Origin of the sequence: Lonsdalea quercina subsp. quercina (assembly GCF_000688655.1) — a bacterium.
GTDB lineage: Bacteria > Pseudomonadota > Gammaproteobacteria > Enterobacterales > Enterobacteriaceae > Lonsdalea > Lonsdalea quercina.
Genome location: NZ_JIBO01000035.1, coordinates 1 through 805 on the forward strand (window position 1 = coordinate 1; position 805 = coordinate 805).

The 805-nt window shown below is 49.9% G+C and carries 1 rRNA gene; it reads right to left on the minus strand.

What is annotated here, in order from left to right:
- A 16S ribosomal RNA gene (locus RZ35_RS16870) occupies positions 1-368 on the minus strand; the annotation flags it as partial.
- Positions 369-805: the final 437 nt, after the last annotated feature.

Here is an 805-nt window from a genome sequence, read left to right on the forward strand (position 1 = left end):
AATATTCCCCACTGCTGCCTCCCGTAGGAGTCTGGACCGTGTCTCAGTGCCAGTGTGGCTGGTCATCCTCTCAGACCAGCTAGAGATCGTCGCCTAGGTGGGCCTTTACCCCGCCTACTAGCTAATCCCATCTGGGTTCATCCGATGGTGTGAGGCCCGAAGGTCCCCCACTTTGGTCTTGCGACGTTATGCGGTATTAGCTACCGTTTCCAGTAGTTATCCCCCTCCATCGGGCAGATCCCCAGACATTACTCACCCGTCCGCCGCTCGCCGGCAAGGAAGCAAGNTTCNTTCCGCTGCCGCTCGACTTGCNTGNGTTAGGCCTGCCGCCAGCGNTCAATCTGAGCCATGATCAAACTCTTCAATTAAAAGCTTGATTTGCTAAGTTAATAGCGNTGCTCAAAGAATTTACTGTTCATTCGTAATNAATTAACTGTTGTTCACTCTTCAAGNNTTTTTCGTATCTGATTGCGATAGTGTCTTGTGAGTGCCCACACAGATTGTCTGATTAAATTGTTAAAGAGCGTTTCGTTGCCGCCGTGGCGACTAANGTGAGGCCGCGTATACTACGCTTACCTCATTCAGAGTCAACGACTTTCTTCGTTTTTCTCCGACTGTCACCGCGTCGCGTTGTCCGCTGCGCCGTGTCAGTGGGAGCGCATTATAGGGATCTCTCCGAGTTGCACAACCCCTTTTTTAATCTTTTTTGCCATTCGCTTGTTTTTCGGTCTCAACGTTTGTTTTTTATGCTTTTTATGGCTTTTGGCAGGTCTGCCAGCCTCTCTATAACGCAATCAGCCAGATT